The sequence below is a fragment of the Enterococcus sp. DIV1537a genome (genome assembly GCF_051712085.1).
Taxonomy (GTDB): Bacteria; Bacillota; Bacilli; order Lactobacillales; family Enterococcaceae; genus Enterococcus; species Enterococcus faecalis.
In genome coordinates, this window is the sequence record NZ_JBIOOE010000001.1 from 1430343 (window position 1) to 1451534 (window position 21192).

Genomic DNA, 21192 nt, shown 5'->3' on the forward strand with positions numbered 1-21192 from the left:
TTTCCCTCCTTACGTCAGCAATTGATGCTTCCGAGCATAATCTGTCGCTAACGGGGTTAAATAGGCATTTTTACTTAAAGAAACACCTGATTCTGTCATTCTTATCAATTGTTTTTCAGTAATGTAGGTTCGTTTGGTCTCCGCCAAAGAACGAAGTTGTTTTTGACAGGCCGCCTGAAACACAGCGTAATTTTCTGAATCATGATAAAAAATCAGCCCAAACTGTTGGCACATGTCCACGTTTTCCTGAATCGTTTGTTTCAAACGATACTTCAATCGTGAATTTTTAGTCACTGAAGGTATTGGGGTTAAAACCAATACCGGCTTACCTTCAAATAAGAATGCTAAGATGTTTTTAACTAATTCATCCGTTTCCTGTAAATGCGCAATCGCGTTTACTTGGGAAATCGTTAGCCTCTTTACAACCAAACCTCGTGCTTGCTTCTGCTCCTTGGTTACCCAATTTACATCAGGAAAACGAACAAACATTTCTTCAGGAAATGCTTCTTTTGCTTCTGCTAAAGCCACTGAATAATACGACGACAGCAATTGTTGGCAAATTCGATCAGTAATCTGTTGAATCAAATTTTCCATTTCAGAAACGTTCATTGTCCTTCCTCCTTCTACTTAAGAATATAGCCACGAGCTCCTTTGGTTAAGCCGCAAGCGTTGGCTTCATCGTAGTCAATATGCATGTACGTTGCAAATCGCGGACTGATTCGCACAACTACATCATCAAAGATTAACGGACGTGTGCCTTCCACTTTGACTTGCACAATTTGGCTATTGCTTACTTTATTTTTCAAGGCGTCTTCGGGAGTCATGTGAATATGACGTTTGGCAACAATTAAGCCGTGACTTAATGTCACAACTGCTGATCCGTTCATCAACGTGACGCCGGGTGTCCCTTCTGTCTTGCCACTCTCTCTAACTGGGGCATTAATTCCTAAAATACGCGTATCCGTCATAGAAACTTCGACTTGTGATTCGCTACGTTCAGGGCCTAAAATAACCACATTTTGAAAAAGTCCTTTAGGTCCAGCAACCGTAATTCGTTCTTTACAAACGAACTGTCCAGGTTGTGATAAATCTTTCACTTTTGTTAGTTGATATCCTGGTCCAAATAATGCATCAATCTCTTGACGAGACAAATGAACATGTCGGCCAGAAGCTTCAACTTCAAAAGTATTTTGTTGTTGTTGCTGAATTCGTTTAACAACTTCTTCAACAATTTCATTCATTGAATCCAATTTGTTCATCTCCTAGTTTCGTGATATTTCAGTCATGGTGCTAACTAATTCTGTAGCCCAAGCTTGAAAAAGTCCGAACAGTTGTGATTCTCCTTTTAATTGGAGAATAATTTTATCTAGTTGTAATTGAATTTCTTTTGAGGAATAGCGCCATTGTCTCTGTTGGTTAGTTAGAATAGTTACCTTTGATTCCAAAATGACTGGTTCTATTACGAGCGACTGTTCTAAAATAAATTTCTCTAACCACTGTTGTTGTTGTTCGAAATATAACCAACCTTCTGTTGATACCGCTTCATTCGTTAAGAAAGGCAAATACAATAGATGGCTTAAGTGCCGAATCTCATAAATTGTTTCTTTCGATAAATGTTCTTGTTTTTGTGAGGAGGCCTTCACTGAATGAACCTCAGAAAGCAATGGGTTTGTTGAAGAGAAGCTGCTATTAATCCGATGCTCGCGTAGATAGCTTTTGGCGGCTGGCGTCAGAAAACTGCCTACAGGAAACACAAAATCCGTGCCATCTTCTAGTTCTTTTTTAAGCCTTTTGATGCGAAGCATATCTTCTGTAATAACTGTCATAACACCCCTCCTCAATGAAAGTTTAGGACAGAAGTAATGAACCTACCTCTGCCCCAAAAAATCAAAATTATAATTCAGTTGTTGCGTGTGGTAAAATAGCGTCTACTTCTGTATGTGGACGTGGAATTACATGGACAGATAATAATTCGCCAACACGTTCTGCTGCGGCAGCACCAGCATCTGTTGCTGCTTTTACAGCACCAACGTCACCGCGAACCATTACTGTAACTAAACCGCCACCGACTTGTTCTTTTCCAATTAAAGTAACGTTTGCCGCTTTCACCATTGCATCGGCTGCTTCAACAGCACCTACTAAACCACGAGTTTCGATCATTCCTAAAGCATTTGTACTTGACATTATAATTTCCTCCTAAGATGTATGTTTTATTTTTAAAAATTTGGGACAATTAGTAATTTGACTTAGGTCCCAAACCCTAAATCCAATAATTCATTTGTTTTACTCTTACTCGCTCGTTTCTTGTTAGTTTAAGCGAGCTAAAACTTGAGCCACCACGGCATTTACTAGTTCTTCTTGATTGGTTGTTTCGCAAGAAGTAGCCACAGATGTGGTTGATGTTTGACCAAATTCTTGACGAATCTCTTCTAAATCACGCACGCCATATGCAACACGACGTAAATTGAACAGATTTTCAACTCCAATATTATCAGAAGTTGAGCTGCCACCAACTGCGCCACAGCCAAGTGTTAATGCTGGCACTAAGTTAGTTGAAGCACCAATTCCGCCAAGTGTACCAGAGGTGTTAACAAGCAAACGAGAGACGGGTTTTCTTAAGCCAAATTCACGAATGACTTCTTTGTTTTCTGTGTGAATGCCCATTGTATGACCCGCACCTTCACCTTTCAAAATTTCAATTGATAACGCGCAAGCTGCTTCCCAGTTTTCAACTGTATAGAAAGCAATAATCGGTGCCAATTTTTCTCTTGAAAATGGATATTTCAAGCCTACATGTGTTTCCTCGGCAACAATTAAGCGGCGATCTTTTGGAATAGATAAACCAACTAATGAAGCAATATGTTGAACGGAACGTCCTACGATTTGCGGGTTCATTGTACCGTTTGGTCGTAAAATAAATTTAGCTAATTTGTCGGCTTCGGCTGGACTTAAGAAATACGCGCCCTGCTTAATTAACTCTTCTTTGACCGCTTCACGGTTGACAGTTTCAACAATAATTGATTGTTCCGATGCACAAATTGTACCGTTATCGAAAGTTTTTGAATCCATTATTTGTTTCACTGCATGAGGAACATTTGCGCTTCGTTCGATGTAGGCTGGTCCATTACCAGGCCCAACACCGATTGCTGGTGTTCCAGAAGAGTACGCGGCTTTAACCATTGCGTTTCCACCAGTAGCTAAAATTAAATTTGTTTCTTTATTTTTCATTAATTCGCTGGTCGCTTGCATAGTTGGCGTTTTGATGACCGAGACACAACCTTCTGGTGCCCCCGCAGCAATAGCCGCTTTTTGGATAATTTCCACTGTTTCAATAATCGATTTCAACGCATTGGGATGTGGTGAAAAAACAATGCTGTTGGCAGCTTTTAATGAAATTAATGCTTTGTAAATGACTGTTGATGTCGGGTTGGTAGAAGGAATTAATCCTGCAATCACACCAACTGGGACAGCAATTTCAGTGACTTTTTTGGCAGCATCATCATGGATCACACCAACTGTAGCTTTGTCCTTCATTTCGTCATATACTACTTTTGAAGCGAAAGCATTTTTGATGATTTTATCTTCATAAATACCAAATCCTGTTTCTTCATTGGCCATTTTCGCTAACTTTTCTCGTTGGTTAAACGTAGCCTCTGAAACTGCTTGGACAATCGCATCGATTTGTTTTTGCGAAAATGTTGCTAATACTTGCTGTGCCTCTTTGGCTTTTCTGATTAAATTTCTTGTTTCTTGGATGGAACGTAAGTCTTTATCTACTAATTCCACTCGTCTTCACTTCTTTCTATTTCAGCCATGATTGCTTGAATTAAAGCTTCTTTATTGGCAAATTTAATCTCACTTTTCTTTAAACTACTTAGGTTCATTTTGTAGGCTTGTTTGCGTAAATCAACCACGCGTTGTGTTTCTAATTTTTGGCGTGTGCCCGTGTGTTCTTCCAAATCTGGCGTTTCAATCTCTTCTTCAATTACTTCTACTTGTTCCATCGGTTCAGGTGCTGACTTGGGTTCTGGATCTGATAAAATCACTTCCGTTTGAGCATCAACCCGTGAAATCACATGATGAGCAATTAAACAATTTAATTCTTTAGCTACTTCCGTGCCTACTTCAACGGCAGCTTGGACCGCGGCAACGTCACCAATCAGTTCCACAGTTGTTAAACCGCCATTAATAATTTCAGCTTTTAACAAAGTAACGTCGGCGGCTTTCAATGCCGCATCGGCCACACTAATGGCACCTAAAAACCCTTTGACTTCGACCATTCCTAATGCTTTCATTCAGGTCACATCCTTAATAACTCAACGGATTGTCAGCGATATTTTGAATGACTTGTTCAAACGCACTGCAAGCAGCTTTACATGCAGATTGACTACCTGTCAACAAGGCGCCGCCAAAGTTCGTTTCAGAAGGTGGGCCATAAAAGACACCCATTTGAACATCGGCAGCTTTCATTGCTGCATCTAAGCCAACCATCGCTTCTAGCGGTGGAGCAATCAGATAAGCAATCGCTTCACCTTCAGGAATATTCGCTTGTTCAGACAAAAAGCTACCCGTTCTTGACACTACATGTGCAAAATAAACAATACTGTCATCTTCGTTAGCACTATAGAAGCTGGCTTCTTCTTCAATGACTTGCGTAATGACACTCAAGCCACTATTGACTTCGGCAGGACTCGGACCAGCAATAATGCCAATCACTTCACCGGCTAATTTGGTTGAAGCATTTGCTGCGCCGGCATACATACTTTTACCGTAAACTACAGTAACATCGGCGGCTTTGGTTGCTTCATCTAATGCAACGTAAGTGACATCATCACAATCGGAAGTAACAATTCCTAATGAGCGATGCTCTGGTTTCAATGATAATTCTTTTGCTAATGCCGGATCGACATTGGGAATGACTTTCATACTTAGGACATTTGCGCCTAGACGATCATTTTTCATGAGAAATCCTCCTTTATTCAGCTTCTTTTAAATCAATACCAGATTTTTTCTTGTCTAACATTTTTTTGATAATTTCGGCAATGTAGGCCCCTGCTTCAACAGCCGGTGTCCCACCTTTGTGAATATTTGAAATAACTGTCCGCCGTGCTTCTGGCATACCGACAGTTGGTTTGTAAGCAATGTAGGCACTCATAGATTCAGCTGTTACTAAACCAGGACGTTCGCCAACTAGCAAGCAAACAACATCAGCGTCAGTGATTTCACCAATTTTATCCATTGCTGGCACGCGACAATATTTAACAAAAACAACATTGTCGAAATCTAAGTTGTACATGTTTAATCCTTGTTTAATTGCTGGTAGGACTTCTTTAATATTCGCTTCGATAGCAGCTGAACTAAGGCCATCCCCTACGACCATTTGGATTTTGGCTTTTGGTGTCGTATTTTTCCGAATGATTTCACTATTTTCTTCATCAAATTGACGACCATAATCTGGACGTGTTAAATATTCATCTTTACTATTACAGATTGTTTTTGTAGAAATAAAATTCATTTCTTTTACCAAGTCTTCGCTTACGTCTGAAAAGACCGCATCTTGTGCTGCCGCATGGTCCGCTCGGAAACGTAATGTTGAACTAGTCATATAACGCGTCCCTGCACGACCAACGCCTAAACGAGCTGGCGAGAAAGCTTTCATTTTTAATAGTGCTTCAGGATCTACGGCATTTTTCAATAGTAATTGTTTACGTAAATCTACTTCAGTAATGTCAGGAATTAGGCCTTCTTCAATTTCTGTCGTTTCAGTGACGTGTGTTGTGACTGGTTTTTCTTCAGCAGTCACAGTGGCAGTCGAAACCGCTTGATTGTCAGCGACCATTTCTGTTAAAATTCCGGCAATCATTTCTTTTAATTCTTTTTCGTTCATTTGTATTCTCACCTCGTTTATTTAATAAATACAGATGCATCGCCAGCGCGACTTGTTAATTTTCCGTTTTCCATTAAGCCCATTTTTTCCATCCATTCTTCAAATTCTTTAATTGGACGTAAGCCTAATGTTTCACGAATCGTCGCCGTTTCATGGAACCCAGTTGTTTGATAATTTAACATGACATCATCGCCATGAGGAATCCCCATGATATACGTACAACCAGCTGTTGCTAATAACATGGCTAAGTTTTCCATATCATTTTGATCAGCTTTCATATGGTTGGTGTAGCAGACATCACAGCCCATTGAAATTCCTGTTAATTTGCCCATGAAATGATCTTCTAAACCAGCGCGGATGACTTGTTTTGAATCGTAAAGATATTCTGGTCCAATAAAGCCGACAACGGTATTTACAATATACGGATCAAATTTTTTAGCCAAGCCATAACAACGCGCTTCCATTGTGACTTGGTCTGCGCCAAAGTTCGCTTCAGAAGAAAGTTCTGAGCCTTGACCTGTTTCAAAATACATCACATTAGGACCAGCTGCTTGACCACTGTGAAGCGCTAAATCTTGTGCTTCAGCTAAAATTTCTGCATTTAAACCAAATGCTGTGTTCCCTTTTTCTGAACCAGCGATGGATTGAAAGACTAAGCCAGTTGGCGCGCCTTGACGCATGGCTTCCATTTGTGTCGTTACGTGAGCAAGCACGCAAGTTTGTGTTGGAATTTCCCATTCGCTGCGGAACTCTTCAAATTTGTTTAAGATCCGTTTAACACTTTCTGTAGAATCATCAACAGGATTCAAACCAATTAAAGCGTCACCGGCGCCATAAGAAAGACCTTCCATAACTGATGCCATAATGCCATCGACATTATCGGTTGGATGGTTCGGCTGTAAACGATTTGAAAAAGTTCCGGGACGGCCAATTGTTGTGTTGGCGGTTTTTTCAATATTGATTTTTTTTGCGCCAACAATTAGATCCATGTTGGACATTAATTTACAGACAGCAGCAATCATTTCAGCAGTGAGTCCACGGGAAATTCGTTTGATATCAAAATCGGTTGTTTCCGAAGATAAGATAAATTCGCGTAATTCTGCGACTGTCCAATGTTTAATACTTTCAAAAATTCGCATATTGACTTGGTCAATAATAATGCGTGTCACTTCGTCTTCGTCATAATCAACAACGGGATTGTTAAACAAGTCATTTAAGGACAATTCCGATAAAACGACTTTCGCTGCCACGCGTTCTTCGGCTGAATTAGCAGCTACGCCAGCTAACTTGTCGCCAGACTTTTCTTCATTGGCTTTGGCTAGGACTTCTTTAACGGATGTAAATTGATAGACTTTGCCAAATAGTTTGGTTTTTAAAATCATCTTTGTGTCGCTCCTTTTTAATTAAATACTAAGGTCTTAACAATGACTGGAAGGACGGCCCCTTCTGCCACTGGTAAGCCGATATCTACATAATCACCGTTTTCTACTTTGACAGAGTCAAGACAGATAAACGGATAGTCTTTTGGCAGATGGGCACTTAAGGCATGCCCTAAAGCTTTCGCCATGTCTTCATCCACCATAACAATAATGGGAATTTGTTCAGCAACTAAACTAGCTAATCCTTCCACAATCCCTTGACCATAGCGTTGAATATCAGCAAATGTTGGATTACTCATGCCTCTAATTGCTAAGGCAATCTGAGGTGTTTCTTCAATACGATGCCAATTGAGTTTTTCTTGGATTCGCTGGCCTAATTCTGTCACAGTAAGGGTTTCATCCTCTTGCGCTAATTTTAGAATTGGGATATTTTTTACCGGCAAAATTTGCTCACGATAAGCGATAGTACTTCCGCTAATTTCAGCAGTATGTGAACCTGCTCCGACGACCGTCGCTCGGATTGTTTCTGCGCTTTCTAAGACTTCTTTTTCCGAAAAAATCAGTGACTTTCTCAGGTATTTTCCTAAAAGCAAGCCGATGTCCCCATATTTAAAGAGATTCGTACTTGTCGTATTTAAGCAATCAGCCACACCACCAGAAAATGTTACAATTGGTAAGTTCTCACCTTTTCGTAGTGGATGATTGGTTACTAGTAACTGGTAGAACGGACTTTGTGTCCCCAAGCCAATGCTATTTTCTAACACGGCAACTAATTCCGAAATAATTGGCAGTAAGTTTTGTTCGGTGGCTTGGTCACCAAGGTGCATGGTTAGTCCTTTTTTATTTATAATTTCTTGAATTTTCGGAGCTATATAGGTGATTTTTTGTTGTTGATCTAATTTAATTAAGCGTCCGCCAATGTCAAAACAAGCCGTGTCAATCACTTCACCATCTTTAAAGACAGCTAAATTTGTCGTTCCACCACCAATGTCTAAATTAACCACTGGTTTGCGTTTCGTTTCAGAATAAGTTTGAGCGCCAGCGCCTTTTCCGGCAATGATACTTTCTAAATCGGGACCAGCCGTAGCAACGACAAAATCACCTGCATAGCCACTAAGTGCTCGTAGTACATTGTTGGCATTGCTTTTTCGAGCAGTTTCACCTGTGATAATTACCGCACCCATTTGAATATCTTGTTTATGAATGCCTGCTTGGCGATATTGCTCCGCTACAAACGCTTTGATAGGTTCTGCATCAATTTCTGATTGGTTAAGTAAGGGTGTAAAGATAATGTCACTTCGGTAAATGACTTTTTTATCAGAAATGCTGATACGTGGTACTGTAAACGCAGAGGCAAAATTTTCAACAGTTAATTCTGACAAGACTAATTGGGTTGTAGACGTCCCTAAATCAATCCCTACGGTTAAAAGTGTTTCCTTCGACATCGCCTGACTCGCCTCCTTTTGCATACAAAAAGGCACTTAAAGAATCGTTAGAAAATTTCTTTCTACTTTTCTTTAAGCGCCTTTGCTTAATCAATGAACAACATCACTGGTGTTCTGTTCGAAATAGAAACAGGTTTTAGTTCCCTGTTTATTGGATTCAATTGTAATTTTTCCTTTTAATTTATCTTTTACGTAGCTTTTGACAATCATCAAACCTAAACTGGTCTCGTTACTTTGATGAACGTCATAACCTTTACCATTATCTGTAACAGTAATGGTAATCATTTTATTATCTAATGTTCCACTAAGTTTAACAACGCCACTAGTTTGTGGCTCAAATGCATGATCAAAAATGTTTTGTAATAGTTCGTTGACAACAAGGGAAATGGTGACCATTTGTTCGCTAGAAACCATAATGGCTGGATCAACATCCATCATCATCTCAATGGGTTGTGCGCCTTGAAAAAGATGTCTAAAATTATACATCACTGCTTCCAATGTTTGCCGTAAAGCAACGTCATCTTTGACTTGTTTTGACAGCAATTCATGGGTGGCTGCAATCGCCATAATTCGATTGACACTTTCATGAAGGACTTTTTTTGCTTCGGGGCTTTGCGTTCGCCGTTCTTGAATACGCAATAAGGAAACCACCGATTGCAAGTTATTTTTAACACGATGATGAATTTCACGAATCGCAACAGATTTGGAAATAATTTCCGCTTCTTTTTCTTTAAATTCTGTATTGTCTTGAATAATCATAATCAATTGTTCTTCTGATGCCAACCACACTTTTCGAACCTTAAAATAATAATTAAGGTAGGTCGTTTTGCTTTCAATTGGTTGATTACTCATTTTATATTTCATTTGATACAACACATATTCAAAAGTTGTATAATCGATGGACAAATTGTCGTAACTCATTCCAATGATATTGTCCCGATAACCAAGTTTGCGATAAAGCTCTTGTGCATTGTGATTGGTAATTAATAAGTGCCCTGCTGCATCAAAAATCAAAACGGCTTCTGCCAATTGATCAATAAATAACGCGTCGACTTGACTAGTTGATTTTGCTACTTTTGCTAACTGGCAGTTATTTAGCTCCTCTTTTTGTAAGTCCGCTTGAATCTCTTCATCTGCCGCAATCTCGACAATAATGACACCAATCGTTCGATGTTCATTGCGAATGGGATAGATATTTTGCTTAATCAAACGATTTTCCTGAGTCACTGCTAACAAACCAATGCTATTTAAGCTAGTTTGCATGGTACGCAGAACACCAGGTTCATTTTTTAATAAAGCTTCCATCCCGACGACATCTCCGCTATATAAAGAAGTTGTCTTCGCAGGCGGCTTATGATAAACGACTAGTGCTTGCTGTGACATTTCCTTATACACATCAATAAAAACATCTGCACTTTGATAGAGTGTCGTCGAAGAAAGATAACGTGCTGTACGTTGTAATTCTTTAATGTCTGATTCTGAAAGATTGGTATATTGGTGACATAATTGCTCTAATCGTTTCATTTATTCATCATCCATTACAATCAATTCTGCAATTTCGCTCATACGTGCGCGTTTGTTCATACTTAACGTACGCAACATTTGGTAGGCTTCTTCTTCCGATATATGATTTTCTTTTACAAGAATACCTTTGGCTTTTTCGATAATTTTACGTTCTTCTAATTTTAAACTTAATTTATCGATTTGACTTAGTAACAGCTGCGTTTGTTTGCCTCGTTCAATGCTCATTTCAATTGTAGGTATTAATGATTTTTCGTCTAGAGGTTTAACTAAATAACCCAGTGCACCTAATTTTTTAGCCTTGTCCGTATTTTGTACGTCACTGTATGCAGATAAAAAGACAATACTACTGGCTAGTTGGTCTTGAACAATTTTTTTACCTGCTTTTAGACCATCTAAAATTGGCATTTGAATGTCCATTAATACTAGGTTAGGTTGTGTTTTTTTACATACTTCAATTGCTTCAAAACCATCCGCTGCTTCACCGACTACTTCGTACCCTGCTTCTATCACAATATCACGAATATCGAGTCTCGTAATAGGTTCATCATCGACTATTACAATTCGTCCATCCATTTTCTTCACGCCCTTGTCCTTTCAACGCTATGTTCTGGTAATTTTACAAGTTACAGAAAAGTTTAAAATCTGTTGTAAACCTTCAATCACCGCTTGTAAGGCTGCTTCCACTGAGCTTACGTCACCAGAAATGACTACCGATCCAGAAAAACGATCAATAAAACCGATTTGGATATCTCCGCTTTTAGTCGCAATATCAACAGCGATAATTGCCGCTTCGCTCGGAGTGATTGTCAAAATACCTAGTGCATTGCTGGTGCCTTCTGGCAATCCTAATTTTGTATAAATTTCTTTATTAGGACTAGCAATGATGTGCGCTAACGTTACTTGTTTCCCAGGAACATATTCTTGAATCATTCGTTGTTTTTCTTCCAACCAGACTCGCTCCTTTAATTTAGCAAATAAAAAATCCTCAATAAAAAACGTAAAGGTTCCACTTTCGCTTTCTACTAAGGAGCTTCTTTGCTCTTAAATTTTGAAGCACGCCGTTGTGCTACTCACATTATATGTTATCGATTTCATCCTGTCAATCGCTTATAAGATAGAATTTAAAATTTTTGTCACTTCTGCTGCTGTTGGTTGGACAGGATTTGTTTTGGTGCAGCCATCCATCAATGCGCCTTCAGCTATTTTTGGGATCGCAGCTTGGACTTCTTCTTTTGGTAAACCATAATCACTAAAAGTGGCAGGCATGTTTAATTTTTGACGGAGTTGCTTGATTTGTCGAATAAATTGTTGAACACCAATCCGTGCATTGGTTGTCTGTGTATCATTTAGACAATTTGCTAACTGCGCATAACGTTTAGCTGTTGGTTCGTTGGTGACTTTGCCATTCGCTAAGCCACTGTTATATGCAATGACTTCCGGTAAGAGCATCGCATTCATTCGTCCATGTGGCACATGTAAACGCGCACCGGCCGCATGAGCAATGCCGTGATTCAAGCCTAATGAAGTAACATTAAACGCCATCCCTGCCATACATGAAGCTAAATGCATATTTTCACGAGCTTCTTGGTTGCTACCCTCATTAAAGGCTATTTCTAAATTGTCGAATACCAGGCGAACGACTTTTTCGCACAACGCATCTGAAATCGGATTTGCTTCTGTTGAAACATACGCTTCAATAACATGCGTTAAGACGTCCATTCCTGTATCCGCTGTGATTTTTGGTGGGACACTCATCACTAAATTTGTATCTAAAATCGCAATTTCTGGTTGAATTTCATCCGTTACAAGCGGGATTTTGGTGCCAGTTTCAGCAACCGTAATCACTGAAAAATTCGTAACTTCTGAACCAGTTCCACTAGTTGTAGGAACCGCAATAAACTCAGCAATCTGAGTTTGCAAAGTACGTTTGCCAAAAAATTTCATTGCTTTGGCCGCATCAATAGCGGATCCCCCACCTAAAGCTAATATCGTATCTCCTTGAAATGTCGCTAAATGCTTAATTCCCGCAGCAATCTTATCAATTGGTGGATCGGGGATGATATCACTAAAAATTTGCCATTCACTTTTTGTTAAATGCTTTGTCACTTCATTCACAAATCCAGAGTCAACCATGAATGGATCTGTGACAATGAAAACACGTCTATCATGAAGTGTTTCCAAATTGGCTAATGCGCCTTCTCCTACCCATAGTTCGGTAGGGAAATGAATTGTTTTCATCTCAATTCCTCCTTAATAAAATACAAAAAGACACTTCAAACAAACGAAAAATCATCTGTCTGAAGCGTCTTTGCTTCCTTATGTATACGCCATTGTACACGAAACCTTATCCATAGAGTACAACGCCTTTAATTAATTGTCAATAAAAAAAGGGAATATAGCAGTACGTCATTGTACCTGAAATCTCCTTCAACATTGAAAGACCAGCCCAAAATTCCCAAAAGCACTTCCTCGTGCCATTAATTGGATTAATACAAATATCTTGGGCTGGATTTTCAACACAAGCGTTGTTAAGAAACATCCTGTTTTGCCTCGAAACAGCATGCCCAATAATGAAAAAATGAAAAGACCTGACTTAAAAGCAACCTTGCTTCTTCACAGTGGCGGGACCGTGCCAGATTCTCACTGGCTTCCATTCATATTTTTCATAAAATATTCGTTTAATCTATCTGAAATTTACCATAAGTTTTTTAGAAAAGCAACTGTTTACAATCCATCTTCTTTAATTTTATGGAAAACCTTTTCGCTTCGTTCATAAAAAACATCAGGTCGTTGTGCTTGAACATTTAAATAGCGAGCCAACGCATAAAAATAATCTGATAAACGATTGGTAAAAATTAATACCTCTTCGTTAATTTTGGCTGTCCAATTTAAACGAACAATGATGCGTTCTGCGCGCCGTGCAATCGTCCGAGCCACATGAACCATACTGGCTGCTGGGGTTCCGCCAGGTAAAATAAAACGATCAATATCTGGTGATTGTGCAGTGTAGAAATCAATCCGCTGTTCTAGCCAATGGACACTTTCCTTTTGTAATTTAAATGGTCGTTGTGCTTCAATCGGTGTTGACAAATCTGTTCCCGCATCAAAAAGTAAATGTTGTAAAGCTTCTAGTTCTTCTTTAATTTCTTGATTTTCTTGTGGAAGTTGGCTGATAATATAGCCCACCCAAGAATTCAATTCATCAATCGTTCCATAACTTTCAACTCGATCAGAATCCTTAGCGACGGTTGAGCTGCCGACTAATTTCGTCATTCCCTTATCGCCAGTTTTTGTATAAATTTTCATTCTGCTTCATCCTCCTCTAAATAATCTACTAATTCTTGCAAGCCAATTTTTTCAACAGAAGAAATTTCAAAAATTCTTGTTGCACCCGCACTTTTTAATTGTTGCCGAACAATCTCTAACTGCTGAGAATCTTGTGCTAAATCAATCTTGGTTAAAATACCAATGATTTCTTTCGGGAAAATACTACCAAATCCTGGTGAAAAAACTTGTTGTGTTTCTACAGCACTTTGAACCAAACCGATCACATCTGCTTCTGCCGCTGTGCCGTTTAACGCATTATAATATTGCCGATGCAAAATAAACTCGCCCGGTGTATCAATCATTTCTGTATGAAATTCCACCGCCTGTGTTTTATCATAAATTAATTCTTTGCCTTGCAGAGCTTGACATAACGTGGTTTTGCCACACCCGATAGCTCCCATTAAAATGATTCGTTTCATCGCTACCTCCATAAAAAAGGAGCCCAAAGCAAGTACCATCACGTACTTAGTCTTGGGCTCCTTTGCCGATTTGTTTAAACACGCCATTGTGTTTCTGATTCTTTGCCTTTATCTTACCTGTTTCCAAAAAACTTGTCAAAATTATTGAATAGTTTCCCAAACTTTATGTTGTTTCTGAAAATATGAGACAATATCTGTTTCAAAAATTGTTTGTAAAAATTCTTTGGAAGCCAACGTTTGAAAATCACCTTGCGCGGCCACTTTCCCTTGCTTCATAAACACAATTTTTTCACTTAGCGTTAACGCTAAACGGATATCATGAAACACCCCGATTAACGTTTTCCCTTCTTGCGCACTCCACTCATTTAACTGCTGAATCAATTCTTGTTGATACCGAATATCCAAATGATTATTGGGTTCATCCAATAAAATAATTTCTGGATCTTGTACAAATAATTTAGCCAAAAATACTCGTTGTTGTTGTCCTCCTGAAAGCTGATTGACAACTTTATCTTTTAAAGGCAATAAACCCGTGCGTTCTAAATAATAAAGGACTCGTTCTTTTTCTTGTTTAGAAACAATAGGTAAAAAACGTTGTGCTTGTTGTCGATACGCCCCCATCAAAACTGTTTCGTAAACCGTATAATCAAAAGCAACTGTCGTGAATTGACTCATCATCGCTACTTTCGTTGCCAATTCCTTCCGCTTTTGTCCATGAACTTCTTGACCATCAATTAAAACAGAACCACTATAAGGGACAAGTCCGGCAATCGTTTTTAAAAGTGTCGTTTTACCGCAACCATTTGGACCTAAAATACAAGTTTTACTACCTGTCGGAAAAACGAGGGAAATATCTTTTAAAATGGGGGTTTGTTGGAGTGTTACAGCTGTTTTTTTTAATTCAATCATGCAGCAACGCCCCTTTTTTTAAAGTAAATATACAAGAATAATGGCGCTCCAATCAAGGCTGTTACGGCCCCGATGGGAATTTCTTTTGGTGATAAAATCGTGCGGGCAATTGTGTCCCCTATTACCATGATGGTCCCACCTAAGATTGCTGAACCAGGAATCAGCCAGCGATGAGTCGCCCCTAGATAGCGACGGACAATATGTGGTGCTATTAAATCAACAAAACCAATCACACCGACAAATGAAACCGCACTTCCTGCTAGTAAACTAGCCAAAAGAATAATGCGTAGTTTTGCTGTTTTGACTTCTACTCCCGCTAACATCGCATGTTCTTCTCCTAAGCCAAGAACATCCAATGCGTTGGCATCAAACCAAAGAAACAGACTGCTGACAAGCAAGATTGGACAATAAATAGCAATTTTTTGCCAATTACTGCCAGAAAAACTACCCATTTGCCAAAAGACTAATTGTTTCAAATAATCTTGGAAAAGTGCTGTAATCAACGTCAAAATAGCACCGACAAACAAGGTCATAATCATCCCCACTAAAACAACTGTTTGATTGGACATTTGACTATCCATTGTTTGCGTAAATAACAAAACTAAAAAGACCGTTGCTAAGCCAAAGATAAAACCAGTTAAAGGCAATAAAAATGCCCCTAAGATCGAAGCAGTTACTCCAGTTACCATGATTAACGCAGCGCCTAAGGATGCTCCCGCTGATACGCCCAAAGTATACGAAGAAGCTAAAGGATTACCTAAGAGCGATTGCATCACCGTGCCACTTACTGCTAAGCCTGCGCCCACGAGATAGGCCATCACGACACGCGGTAACCGAACATTCCAGATGATTCCCTCTAAAATCCCGTCTTCTGAAACCGTCTTTTTCACTAAAATTTGAAGCAAATCCGTAAACGAAATCTGAACACTTCCAATTTTAATACCCAAAAAGAGCATGCTCATACTGATCAAGAGCATCAGTATGAGACACGTTTTTTTACTCATCTTTTAAATCCTTATATTCCTCTGGATAAACAGCTTTTGCCATTTGTTTTAATGCTTTGGTAATGTGGTTATTTGGTAAAGAGCTAGACATGTTATCAATTTCGAAAACTTCTTTGTTTTGAACTGCTGGAACGCTTTCCCAGTTTTTACGAGCTAAAATTTCTTTGGCGGGATCTTTCATATAGTTAACATTGGTTAAAATGACTTCTGGTTTTGCAGCAATGGCCGCTTCTTCTGTCACTGGTAACCAGCCTTTTTCATTTGCCAAAACATTTTTTGCCCCAATTGTTTCAATCATTTCATTTAAAAATGTCCCATTACCAAAACTATAAATGTCTGGTAAGGCAGCCACTTCAAACAAAACAGTTTTTGGTTTTTTAATAGTTTTCCCAATTTTGGCTACTTCGTCGATTTCTTGATCCATTGTTTTGATTAACTTTTGTCCTTTTTCATGTTCAGATAAGCTATCCGCGATGAATTGGACGTCTTCTTTGATTGCTTTGATACTTGTACTAGTGGGGATATTAACGACTGTAATTCCAGCATCTTCCACTTGTTTCCAAACACTTTCTGAGCTAGCTAAATTGATGTCATTCACATAAACAATTTGTGGTTTCAAGGCAATCAATTTTTCTGCATCGACAGCCATCATATCCATTTGTGGTAATTTTTTTAAATCAGTCATCATTGTACTACTTTGAGTATCAACTGCGATTAATTGGTCGGTTTTACCTAAGTCTTCAATCACTTCTGTTGTTGATGGCACTAGGGAAATAATTTTGGTTGCTTCTTTGGGTAAAGTAATTTCTTTGCCGCTACGGTCTTTGGTTGGTAACGTTACTTCTGTTTTTTCAGAAGAGGTAGTTGCTTTCTTTTCCTGTTTACCACACCCTGCCAAGCCAAGTGTTGCTACTAAACCTAAAGTCATCATTGTTAAAGTAAATTTTTTCATTTTTTCATCCTCGCATTCGTCTATTTTATTTTGGGGAAAATTTTCTGAAATGAACCTCCTTTGTCTCAACGTCAAAACAATACAAAAAAACCACTTTTTTCTCCAATAGAAAAAAAGCAGTCACTTAACTATGCTAATGATATACTCAGCCAGTTATCTTCAAAGCCCCTTCTTTTTCCTACAAAAGAATGATTAGACTTATCAAGCCGGTATCCTGACTTAGCTTCTTCTTACTCCCAATCCTTCCAGAATAATCTGTGGTCTTATTGGTTTCATCCACCATACAGTAGGTAGGTCTGTAGAGGATTCGCACCTCTTTCCCTGACACTTCATAAGTACATATATATTGTATCTTCGTTGATAACTAATTTTCAAACCAGTGATTAGACGTCTTTGTCTAATGACACACATTTATTATAACGGTTATCAATCATTTGTCAACGCTTCCTCAAGCAAAAGAAAAACTTTTCTTGTTTTAGTTATTAGACGTTGTTCCGTTTTTCTATTCATGATAAAATAAATCCTAGTTTGAATAAGAAAGAGGTTAACTTGATGAAAATCGTCATTTTGTTACTTGTTGCCTATTTATTAGGTTCGATTCCCTCAGGTGTTTGGATTGGCAAACTTTTCTTTAAAAAAGATATACGCCAATTTGGGAGTGGGAATACAGGAACAACCAATACATTTCGTGTCTTAGGGAAACCTGCCGGAATTACGGTATTATTAATGGATATCTTGAAAGGAACGTTAGCCACTTCATTACCCTATTTGTTTGGTTTACAAGGCGTGAATCCGCTCTTCTTTGGGGTAGCAGCTGTTTTAGGGCATACCTTCCCTATTTTTGCCAATTTCAAAGGTGGTAAAGCCGTAGCCACTAGCGCTGGCATGTTATTAGCATACAGCCCCACATTTTTTATTTATTCTGCTCTTATTTTTGTGATTTGTCTGTATCTAACCAGTATGGTGAGTTTAACAAGTATGATTAGCGCTGTACTAATTACACTTTCTACTATTATTTTGCCTTTCACTGTCCCAGCTATTTTACCAACATTTAACTGGTTATTAACTGTGATTGCGATTGCTTTGACTACTTTTATCTTTGTCCGTCATCGTGAAAACATTCAGCGAATTAAAAATGGAACAGAAAGTCGCCTTTCTTTTGGCTTACGTGCAAAAAAATAAAGAAAAAGGCTGTGAACATTATTTGTTCACAGCCTTTTTCTTTATTTTACACTAATCATATACTGTGTTTTAAATAGTTCGTTAGCTGGTAACTTATTGATGCCAAATTTTTCAGCAAGTTGGCCAGTTGTGTCGACAGCATCAGCAATCCCGCACCAAGGTTCGATACAGACAAAAGGCGCTTCTTTCGGTGTCGGTGACCAAATCCCCACAAAAGGCATTTCTGGATAACTCAAAGTGACTTGATGGTCACTTTCGTCTGTGGCAATTGTAATCGCTGTTTGACCTTTTGTTTCAAAAATCATTGCATCATTTTCAAATAATTGATGCGTTAAGTCAAAGCTGGTATTCGTTTGGGCTAGCGTTTTATTCGCTAAATCAATAAACGGGCCTGCTAAGGGAATTTGTGTCCGTGATTTTTTAGGTGAAAAACTTAGATAATAATCTTCAAACGTTAGTGAAGATTCTAAAGGTACATTAAAGGCTGGATGACCACCAATCCCAAAATACATCTCTTCTTTCCCTGTATTTTCTACTTGGTAGTTTACAGTCAATTCTTGGTGTTCTAATGTATAAGTAATCACTAGTTCAAAATCAAAAGGATACTTCTTCTTGGTTTCTTTTGTTGATTTTAGTGAAAAAGAAACTTCTTCTCCACCTTTTTCAATCACATCAAATACTTGATCACGAGCAAAACCATGTTGAGTTAAATGATACGCTTGATTTTGGTACATATACGTATCTTCTTTTAGACGACCGACAATCGGAAAAAGTACGGGCGCATGGCGGGCCCAAAATTCAGGATTTCCTTGCCAAATATATTCAATGCCGGTTTCTTTTGATTGTAAACTTACTAATTCTGCTCCTTCTTCAGCAAATGTTGCGATTAGAAATTCATTTTCAATTTGTACAGTCATTGCGTTGTCCTCCTAGTTGATACGAGCAATTGCTTATTTTTCCAACTCTTTAATAAATTGTTGATTTAATACTTTTAAATAAGTCCCTTTCATACCAAGAGAACGTGATTCAATAATTCCAGCTGATTCTAATTTTCTTAAGGCATTCACAATTACGGAACGAGTAATGCCTATTTCATCTGCAATACTTGAAGCAGTTAAACGACCTTCTTCGCCATCTAAGGCTTCAAAAATGGCATGGACGGCTTTTAATTCACTATAGGAAAGAGTGTTGATGGCCATTTGCACGGCAGTCGCACTGCGAACTTCTGCTTCAATTGTTCTGGATTGATGATACAAAATTTGCATGCCGACAACGGTCGCACTATATTCAGCTAACACTAAATCATCCTCGTTAAAGGATTTTTCAACACGCGCTAAAATAATCGTACCCAAGCGTTTGCCAGCACCGTACAAAGGCACAATAGTGGTTAACCCAAACGGATACAGCTCTCGTGATTCAAAAGGAAATGCAGTTAAATCACTATCTATTGGAATATTGGCTTCGGTTACTTTGAGCATATCCACGGCCTCGGTGTATCCTTGAGGAAATTTTTTCTCTTTAAACATATTTTTGATACGGGCATTATTAACATCTAATTTTTCAGTATACCCCAACAAATCCCCTGAACTGCTAATAATATACGCATTACTTTCTAAAATATCCCCTAAAATCATTGCCATTTTGTTGTACGGAAGTTCTGCTTGTACGTCAAACAAATTATTTTTTTGCAAAAGCTCGTTCACTTGACGTGTTTTTTCTAATAATGTAGCCATCTTTTCTCCTCCAGCCTTTTTTATAAGATGTAACGACTTAAATCTTCATTTTGAACAATGTCATTCAATTTTTCATTGACATATGCTTCGGTAATCGTAATTTCACCCATTTGCATATCTGGTGCTTCATATAATAAATCTTCTAATAAACGTTCTAAAATTGTGTGTAAACGACGCGCCCCAATATTATCTGTATCACGGTTTACATCATAAGCGATGTGTGCTAACCGTTCAATTGCTTCTTTTGTAAAGATGACTGAAACATTTTCTGTGCCAATTAATGCTACATATTGTTTAATTAAAGCATTGTTTGGCTCAGTTAAGATACTTACGAAGTCATCCGCCGTTAAATCATCTAATTCAACTCGAATTGGGAAGCGGCCTTGTAATTCTGGAATCAAGTCACTTGGTTTTGACAAGTGGAAAGCACCTGAAGCGATAAATAAAATGTGATCCGTTTGTAAAGGACCATACTTCGTGTTAACTTGGGAGCCTTCAACAATCGGTAAAATGTCTCTTTGTACTCCTTCACGAGAGACTTCGCCCGAATTTTGTTGACTTTTGGAGGTGATTTTATCAATCTCATCGATAAAAATAATTCCGCTTGATTCAGCTAAACGAATCGCTTCACTATGGATATCAGCGTCATTGACAATTTTTGCTGATTCTTCTTTCACTAATAATTCTTGTGCTTCTTTCACCGTTACAGTACGTTCGATTTTTTTCTTTGGTGACAGAGCGCCTAACGTTTCATTTAAGTCGATACCCATTTGTTCTAGGCCATTGTTCATAGCTGGCATCGTTTTCTTCGGTTCTTCAATTTCAATTGTTACTTCACGATTATCTAATAGACCTTTTTCCAGCTGTTCCAAAATTGTTCGGCGATTCGTTCGAATATCTTCCGTTACTTCTTCTTGTGCTTCTTGCTGTTGCTGAGCCATGTTAAACATGTTCATCATTTGTTCAAATTGATTACCGCCAGCCTGTTTTTGTTCTTTTTTAATTCCAGGCACTAATACTTTGACTAAACGTTGATTGGCCTTTTTTAACGCTTGCGCATACACGCGACTGTATTGTTGTTTTTCAACAATTTGGATCGCATTTTCTACTAAATCCCGAACCATTGATTCGACATCCCGACCGACATAGCCTACTTCTGTAAATTTGGTTGCTTCAACTTTTACAAAAGGCGCATTGACAATTTTTGCGAGACGACGAGCAATCTCAGTTTTACCAACACCTGTTGGTCCAATCATTAGTAAGTTTTTAGGCGTAATATCTTGTTGCATATTTTCTTCTAATTGCAAGCGACGATAGCGGTTACGTAAAGCTACCGCCACTGATTTTTTGGCAGCTTGCTGTCCAACAATATATTGATCTAGTTCTTTGACTATTTCTTTTGGTGTTTTGTTTAATTCATTCATGGATTTT

The 21192-nt window shown here is 38.5% G+C and carries 23 protein-coding genes and 2 riboswitches; of the genes, 1 reads left to right on the forward strand and 22 read right to left on the reverse strand.

All coding sequences use genetic code 11. The features are described from left to right. Positions 1-9 precede the first annotated feature (9 nt). From IGJ41_RS07105 to IGJ41_RS07195, 19 genes are all read right to left on the reverse strand, one after another. Positions 10-609, reverse strand: a complete 600-nt coding sequence (locus tag IGJ41_RS07105) for a TIGR02536 family ethanolamine utilization protein (RefSeq protein WP_438714149.1) — start codon at positions 607-609, stop codon at positions 10-12. Positions 610-623: 14 nt separating this feature from the next. Beyond that, positions 624-1259, reverse strand: a complete 636-nt coding sequence (gene eutD / locus IGJ41_RS07110; protein WP_002357516.1) for an ethanolamine utilization phosphate acetyltransferase EutD — start codon at positions 1257-1259, stop codon at positions 624-626. 3 nt (positions 1260-1262) lie between these two features. Beyond that, complete coding sequence (locus tag IGJ41_RS07115) at positions 1263-1826, reverse strand: hypothetical protein (protein WP_438714151.1); 564 nt, start codon at positions 1824-1826, stop codon at positions 1263-1265. 67 nt (positions 1827-1893) lie between these two features. After that, entirely contained in the window at positions 1894-2184 is a 291-nt protein-coding gene (locus IGJ41_RS07120) for a BMC domain-containing protein (protein WP_002357513.1), read from the reverse strand. Between the two features lie 123 nt (positions 2185-2307). Then, positions 2308-3786 (reverse strand): acetaldehyde dehydrogenase (acetylating), encoded by a 1479-nt coding sequence (locus IGJ41_RS07125; RefSeq protein WP_002357511.1) that lies wholly within the window; start codon positions 3784-3786, stop codon positions 2308-2310. Continuing rightward, positions 3777-4295: a BMC domain-containing protein gene (locus IGJ41_RS07130; protein WP_002357510.1), complete on the reverse strand. Its 519-nt coding sequence runs from the start codon at positions 4293-4295 to the stop codon at positions 3777-3779. The genes IGJ41_RS07125 and IGJ41_RS07130 overlap by 10 nt, the downstream gene beginning before the upstream one ends. Positions 4296-4308: 13 nt before the next feature. Continuing rightward, the gene (gene eutL, locus IGJ41_RS07135; protein WP_002357509.1) at positions 4309-4962 is read right to left on the reverse strand and encodes an ethanolamine utilization microcompartment protein EutL; all 654 of its coding nucleotides are present in this window, start codon (positions 4960-4962) and stop codon (positions 4309-4311) included. A gap of 13 nt (positions 4963-4975) precedes the next feature. Next, positions 4976-5887: an ethanolamine ammonia-lyase subunit EutC gene (eutC, locus tag IGJ41_RS07140; RefSeq protein ID WP_002363986.1), complete on the reverse strand. Its 912-nt coding sequence runs from the start codon at positions 5885-5887 to the stop codon at positions 4976-4978. 17 nt (positions 5888-5904) lie between these two features. Continuing rightward, positions 5905-7269 (reverse strand): ethanolamine ammonia-lyase subunit EutB, encoded by a 1365-nt coding sequence (locus tag IGJ41_RS07145; protein WP_104842277.1) that lies wholly within the window; start codon positions 7267-7269, stop codon positions 5905-5907. A 17-nt stretch (positions 7270-7286) separates the two neighbouring features. Continuing rightward, the gene (gene eutA / locus IGJ41_RS07150; RefSeq protein WP_173963508.1) at positions 7287-8735 is read right to left on the reverse strand and encodes an ethanolamine ammonia-lyase reactivating factor EutA; all 1449 of its coding nucleotides are present in this window, start codon (positions 8733-8735) and stop codon (positions 7287-7289) included. Positions 8736-8801: 66 nt separating this feature from the next. After that, complete coding sequence (locus IGJ41_RS07155) at positions 8802-10235, reverse strand: sensor histidine kinase (protein WP_002357504.1); 1434 nt, start codon at positions 10233-10235, stop codon at positions 8802-8804. Then, positions 10236-10808, reverse strand: a complete 573-nt coding sequence (locus tag IGJ41_RS07160; protein WP_438714154.1) for an ANTAR domain-containing response regulator — start codon at positions 10806-10808, stop codon at positions 10236-10238. Between the two features lie 27 nt (positions 10809-10835). Further along, positions 10836-11183: an ethanolamine utilization microcompartment protein EutS gene (gene eutS / locus IGJ41_RS07165; RefSeq protein ID WP_002345864.1), complete on the reverse strand. Its 348-nt coding sequence runs from the start codon at positions 11181-11183 to the stop codon at positions 10836-10838. Between the two features lie 159 nt (positions 11184-11342). After that, positions 11343-12473, reverse strand: coding sequence for a 1-propanol dehydrogenase PduQ (locus IGJ41_RS07170; protein WP_153853764.1), 1131 nt, complete (start codon positions 12471-12473; stop codon positions 11343-11345). 292 nt (positions 12474-12765) lie between these two features. Beyond that, a riboswitch (adenosylcobalamin (AdoCbl) riboswitch) is annotated at positions 12766-12915 on the reverse strand. A gap of 44 nt (positions 12916-12959) precedes the next feature. Next, positions 12960-13541: a cob(I)yrinic acid a,c-diamide adenosyltransferase gene (locus IGJ41_RS07175; protein WP_002360247.1), complete on the reverse strand. Its 582-nt coding sequence runs from the start codon at positions 13539-13541 to the stop codon at positions 12960-12962. Further along, complete coding sequence (locus IGJ41_RS07180) at positions 13538-13981, reverse strand: EutP/PduV family microcompartment system protein (protein WP_438714157.1); 444 nt, start codon at positions 13979-13981, stop codon at positions 13538-13540. Before IGJ41_RS07180 ends, IGJ41_RS07175 begins: the two co-directional genes overlap by 4 nt. A 141-nt stretch (positions 13982-14122) precedes the next feature. Then, positions 14123-14890, reverse strand: coding sequence for an ABC transporter ATP-binding protein (locus IGJ41_RS07185; protein WP_002357498.1), 768 nt, complete (start codon positions 14888-14890; stop codon positions 14123-14125). Next, positions 14887-15894 (reverse strand): FecCD family ABC transporter permease, encoded by a 1008-nt coding sequence (locus IGJ41_RS07190; protein WP_438714159.1) that lies wholly within the window; start codon positions 15892-15894, stop codon positions 14887-14889. The genes IGJ41_RS07185 and IGJ41_RS07190 overlap by 4 nt, the downstream gene beginning before the upstream one ends. Then, on the reverse strand, positions 15887-16915 hold the full coding sequence (locus IGJ41_RS07195; RefSeq protein WP_002382345.1) for an ABC transporter substrate-binding protein: 1029 nt from the start codon (positions 16913-16915) through the stop codon (positions 15887-15889). The genes IGJ41_RS07190 and IGJ41_RS07195 overlap by 8 nt, the downstream gene beginning before the upstream one ends. A gap of 118 nt (positions 16916-17033) precedes the next feature. After that, positions 17034-17193: riboswitch (cobalamin riboswitch) on the reverse strand. 205 nt (positions 17194-17398) lie between these two features. Between IGJ41_RS07195 and plsY the strand changes: the two genes are divergently transcribed. After that, on the forward strand, positions 17399-18028 hold the full coding sequence (plsY, locus tag IGJ41_RS07200; protein ID WP_002360243.1) for a glycerol-3-phosphate 1-O-acyltransferase PlsY: 630 nt from the start codon (positions 17399-17401) through the stop codon (positions 18026-18028). Positions 18029-18069: 41 nt separating this feature from the next. Here the strand turns inward: plsY and IGJ41_RS07205 are convergent, their stop codons facing one another. From IGJ41_RS07205 to hslU, 3 genes are read right to left on the reverse strand one after another with little or no spacing between them, the layout of a single operon-like run. After that, positions 18070-18945, reverse strand: coding sequence for an aldose 1-epimerase family protein (locus tag IGJ41_RS07205; protein WP_010823702.1), 876 nt, complete (start codon positions 18943-18945; stop codon positions 18070-18072). A 33-nt stretch (positions 18946-18978) separates the two neighbouring features. Continuing rightward, positions 18979-19761 carry a GTP-sensing pleiotropic transcriptional regulator CodY gene (gene codY, locus IGJ41_RS07210; RefSeq protein ID WP_002357492.1) on the reverse strand — a complete coding sequence of 261 codons (783 nt, stop codon included), beginning with the start codon at positions 19759-19761 and terminating at the stop codon, positions 18979-18981. Positions 19762-19781: 20 nt separating this feature from the next. Further along, positions 19782-21185 carry an ATP-dependent protease ATPase subunit HslU gene (gene hslU, locus IGJ41_RS07215; RefSeq protein WP_002360239.1) on the reverse strand — a complete coding sequence of 468 codons (1404 nt, stop codon included), beginning with the start codon at positions 21183-21185 and terminating at the stop codon, positions 19782-19784. Positions 21186-21192 lie beyond the last annotated feature (7 nt).